This window comes from Phyllobacterium sp. P5_D12 (genome assembly GCF_054049495.1).
Genome location: NZ_JBFUMG010000445.1, coordinates 1 through 3,691, shown reverse-complemented (window position 1 = coordinate 3,691; position 3,691 = coordinate 1). Strand labels below are relative to the sequence as shown.

Genomic DNA, 3,691 nt, shown 5'->3' with positions numbered 1-3,691 from the left:
GCGACATCGTAAACGAGACAATTACTTTCCCCATGCAGCTTATCCCTTTCTGCTGGTTCGAATTCTAATTTCGCCAAATGTCTTTCACAACCGTTTTCGGGTTGATTGTGCGCCGTCCAAAATGTGAACAAAACAGGAACAAATTCCTTTTCATATATGCGCGGTTGTGGCAATCTTTCTGAAAAAGGAGATTCTGATGAACGCCATATCCAAGCAACCAGACGACGAAATCGAAGAGGCTCTTGCATATCACCAGGGCGACGCACGGGCGACAATCGGCGCCCTGCTGGCGGAGCGGGAATTCCTTTTGCGGGAAATCGAGTATGCTTCCCTCGCCATGTCCTATGGGTTTGCCCGAGGCTGGAAACCCGGAACAGGTTCGACGCGTCAAACGACAGCACGATAGACTTGGAAGGTTTCGCGTGCGATGGTTGTATATCCAATAATGCGAGATGCAATGAAACATAGTCCAAAACAGATGCCTGAAGTTGGCGTCCACCCGAAACGGGTCTTGAGCCCTTCGGAACAGAAAAGTCTGGCAACCACCGCTGCTGCTTCTGCAATCATCAATGATGAAACACATAAGTGGGAAAGCAAGACGGCACGTCTCAAGGCTTTGCGGCTTGCGAAGGAAGCTGAAGAGCAAGCAGAAATCGCTGCCCGTCCACCGGCCGCTCCAAAAGCAAAGAAGACCAGCCGGCCAGCTGCCAAAGCCAAGTAGTTATTACTATCCGAGCTCTGGGCGTCACTCGATTGCGCGTGCAATGACGAATCGGTTGCCGTCTTATATTCGCGTACCAATGCCGGCTGGCGAAAATATTTCGAAATAGAAAGCCCCGAAAAGACTGGGGAATAGACTTTAGTTTAGTCTTTCGAGATTATTTCTCAGGCGTTGGCATTGACGAAACAAGCGCTTAGCACTATGTATCCACCATCGGTATTTGGTAGTTTGTAATTAGTTTTATTGCGCCACAGGCGCTCTGAAAGATCCTTCTTCAAAAATCGAGCTAAAAACTGCATGGCGCGTCGTGCCCTGTATTAAAATATTTCCATTGAAAGGGTTCATCATGAGCACTGGAACAGTAAAGTGGTTCAATTCCACAAAAGGCTTCGGCTTCATTCAACCAGATGATGGTTCAGCAGATGTATTCGTACACATCTCTGCCGTTGAGCGCGCTGGTATGCGCAGCCTCAATGACGGTCAGAAGATCAGCTTCGAATTGGTCCGTGACAACAAGTCCGGCAAGATGACTGCTGATCAGCTTCAGGCTGGCTGATAAATAATTCGTCTTCGCGGTCTTTGACCACGGATGTACTGGCACTGATAGCAGAGACGAATTTGAGAAGGTCGGGTTTTCCCGGCCTTTTATTTTGTCCAGATTTTGCCTATGGCGCCAGAAAACCCAGACATTTCCGCGCCTGACGAAAGAAATGTCTGGAAAGAAACAATTCGCCAACACACAGTGCGAGTCGTCTTCAGGTTTTGAATTTTTTGAAGGAGTCTCCCGGCTATGAAAGTACTCGTCCTTGGCAGTGGCGTCGTCGGCGTCACATCGGCCTGGTATCTGGCGCAGGCTGGCCATGAGGTCACTGTCATCGACCGCCAGCCCGGACCGGCGCGCGAGACGAGCTTTGCCAACGCCGGAGAAATATCGCCGGGATATTCCTCGCCATGGGCCGGACCCGGCGTCCCGGTCAAGGCAATCAAATGGATGCTGATGCATTTCGGTCCGCTCGTCGTTAGACCAAAATTTGACCCCTACATGGCGCTTTGGCTGGTCAAGATGCTGCGCAACTGCACGTCTGTGCGTTATGCCCGCAACAAGTCACGCATGGTCCCAATCGCTGAATACAGCCGCGATTGCCTTAAGGCGCTGCGTTCGGAGGTCTCCATTCCCTATGATGAACGCACGCAGGGAACTTTGCAGCTGTTCCGCACGCAGAAGCAATATGACGGAAGTGCCAGCGACATCGAAATATTGAAGGGATTTGGCGTACCTTACGAGCTTCTGGATCCTGCGGGATGTGTTGCGGCCGAACCGGCACTGGCCAATGTCAACGGCAAGTTTGTTGGCGGTCTCAGGCTGCCCGGCGATGAAACCGGCGACTGCCAGATGTTTACCGAGAAGCTCGCGGCTCTCTGTGCCGACGCCGGAGTAAAATTCCGGTTCAACACCACGATCACCTCGATCAACACCAGCACGAACCGTATCGCCAGCGTATCGACCGAAACGGAGGAACTGACGGCAGACGCCTATGTCGTTGCATTCGGTAGCTACTCGCCATTCCTGTTGCGGAGTATCGGTGTGCATATTCCGGTCTATCCGGTGAAGGGATATTCCATCACAGTTCCGATCACCGACGCTGACGCGGCTCCTGTTTCAACCATCATGGATGAAACGTACAAGGTTGCCATCACGCGGCTCGGCGACCGGATTCGCGCTGGCGGTACCGCAGAGATTTCGGGCTACGATCTCGCTTTGCGTGATGCACGGCAGGCGACGCTGAAACATTCCGTCGGCGATCTGTTTCCGAAAGGTGGCGATTTGAGCAAGGCAAGCTTTTGGGCGGGCTTGCGACCGATGACGCCGGATGGTCCACCCATCATAGGAGGCGGTACGAGGTACTCGAATCTCTATCTCAACACCGGCCACGGCACACTTGGCTGGACAATGTCCTGCGGCTCTGGCCGCGTGCTCGCCGATATAATTTCCGGTAAATCGCCGGATGTGGACCCGCTGCCCCTGAATATCAGCCGTTACGGCTGATATTCATTCGCCGGCTTCAAAAAGCTCCGATAAACCATTTAAAACATTACAAATTGTTTAGATTGATATTCAGTTTTCGTTCATCTCGTCAGGCATAAAACCGGAGTGTCCCAAGACAACCCGTGGTTTAAATCAAGCCGCGCTACTGACGAGGAAACGAAATGAAAAAGATCGCTCTGGCAGCACTTGCCATCTCCCTGATCGCTACCCCTGCGGCGTTCGCCCAACAACAGAATTACAAGGGTGGCCATTACGGTCATCAGCAGGACCGCGTGGTAAAGAAGCGGGTTGTTACGAAAACCGTGGTGGTGAAAAAGACCCGCTGGTCGCGTGGCCACGCACTCCCCTCGAACTACCGCCGCAATGTAGTACGCGATTATCACCGCTATCATCTGAAGACGCCACCGCGCGGTTACCAGTGGGTCAAGGCCGACAATGATTATGCTTTGATCAGCATCACTTCGGGTATCATTTCAGCACTCGTTCAGGCCCGCTGATCGGAAACTATTTTGAAAAGGCGGCGCTTGCGCCGCCCTTTCATATTCAATCGGCAAACACCCGAACACTCGCCGCGCGGCCGACTGAATCGATGACTGTGAGCGTCGAATATCCACCGCCGTCAGGAACCCACTGGTTGACGCGGCGGCGTGATGTTTCCGGCAAGGGTTTGCCATTGGCCAGCCAACGGAAGGGCGCGCGGCCGCCTTGCAGTTTCAGCGCCAGCGGCATGATTTCACCGCCTGTTGTTGCACCAAGCTCGATGCGTGCGCCTTCAGGCGGATAGACGATCTGCGGTGCTGGTTCTCGCGTCGAGGAAGCAAGCAAGCCACTCGAGTTCATCGAAAACCGCCGCTGGCTGATCGGCAATTGCGCCTGCGCTATGCGGGTAGCGCCAGCTGGAGCGGRCTGCAGAGGCGTAATGG

Annotated in this window: 5 protein-coding genes and 1 pseudogene; 5 read left to right on the top strand and 1 reads right to left on the bottom strand. The window is 53.4% G+C overall.

The window, feature by feature from the left end:
• The first annotated feature begins 196 nt into the window (after nucleotides 1–196).
• From ACXJ5O_RS21450 to ACXJ5O_RS21430, 5 genes are all read left to right on the top strand, one after another.
• Entirely contained in the window at nucleotides 197–406 is a 210-nt protein-coding gene (locus ACXJ5O_RS21450) for a hypothetical protein (protein ID WP_457301656.1), read from the top strand.
• Between the two features lie 51 nt (nucleotides 407–457).
• Nucleotides 458–721: a hypothetical protein gene (locus ACXJ5O_RS21445; protein ID WP_457301655.1), complete on the top strand. Its 264-nt coding sequence runs from the start codon at nucleotides 458–460 to the stop codon at nucleotides 719–721.
• 346 nt (nucleotides 722–1,067) lie between these two features.
• Nucleotides 1,068–1,277: a cold-shock protein gene (locus ACXJ5O_RS21440; protein ID WP_091881096.1), complete on the top strand. Its 210-nt coding sequence runs from the start codon at nucleotides 1,068–1,070 to the stop codon at nucleotides 1,275–1,277.
• Between the two features lie 234 nt (nucleotides 1,278–1,511).
• On the top strand, nucleotides 1,512–2,768 hold the full coding sequence (locus ACXJ5O_RS21435) for a D-amino acid dehydrogenase (protein ID WP_457301654.1): 1,257 nt from the start codon (nucleotides 1,512–1,514) through the stop codon (nucleotides 2,766–2,768).
• Between the two features lie 161 nt (nucleotides 2,769–2,929).
• On the top strand, nucleotides 2,930–3,265 hold the full coding sequence (locus ACXJ5O_RS21430; protein WP_112525901.1) for an RcnB family protein: 336 nt from the start codon (nucleotides 2,930–2,932) through the stop codon (nucleotides 3,263–3,265).
• A gap of 46 nt (nucleotides 3,266–3,311) precedes the next feature.
• On the opposite strand, the pseudogene ACXJ5O_RS21425 reads toward ACXJ5O_RS21430, so the two are convergent.
• Nucleotides 3,312–3,691, bottom strand: a pseudogene (locus ACXJ5O_RS21425) (penicillin-binding protein 1C); the annotation flags it as partial.

Coding starts and splice junctions, on each gene's coding strand:
- ACXJ5O_RS21430 (WP_112525901.1), top strand. CDS start 2,930: ATGAAAAAGATCGCTCTGGCAGCACTTGCCATCTCCCTGATCGCTACC.
- ACXJ5O_RS21435 (WP_457301654.1), top strand. CDS start 1,512: ATGAAAGTACTCGTCCTTGGCAGTGGCGTCGTCGGCGTCACATCGGCC.
- ACXJ5O_RS21440 (WP_091881096.1), top strand. CDS start 1,068: ATGAGCACTGGAACAGTAAAGTGGTTCAATTCCACAAAAGGCTTCGGC.
- ACXJ5O_RS21450 (WP_457301656.1), top strand. CDS start 197: ATGAACGCCATATCCAAGCAACCAGACGACGAAATCGAAGAGGCTCTT.
- ACXJ5O_RS21445 (WP_457301655.1), top strand. CDS start 458: ATGAAACATAGTCCAAAACAGATGCCTGAAGTTGGCGTCCACCCGAAA.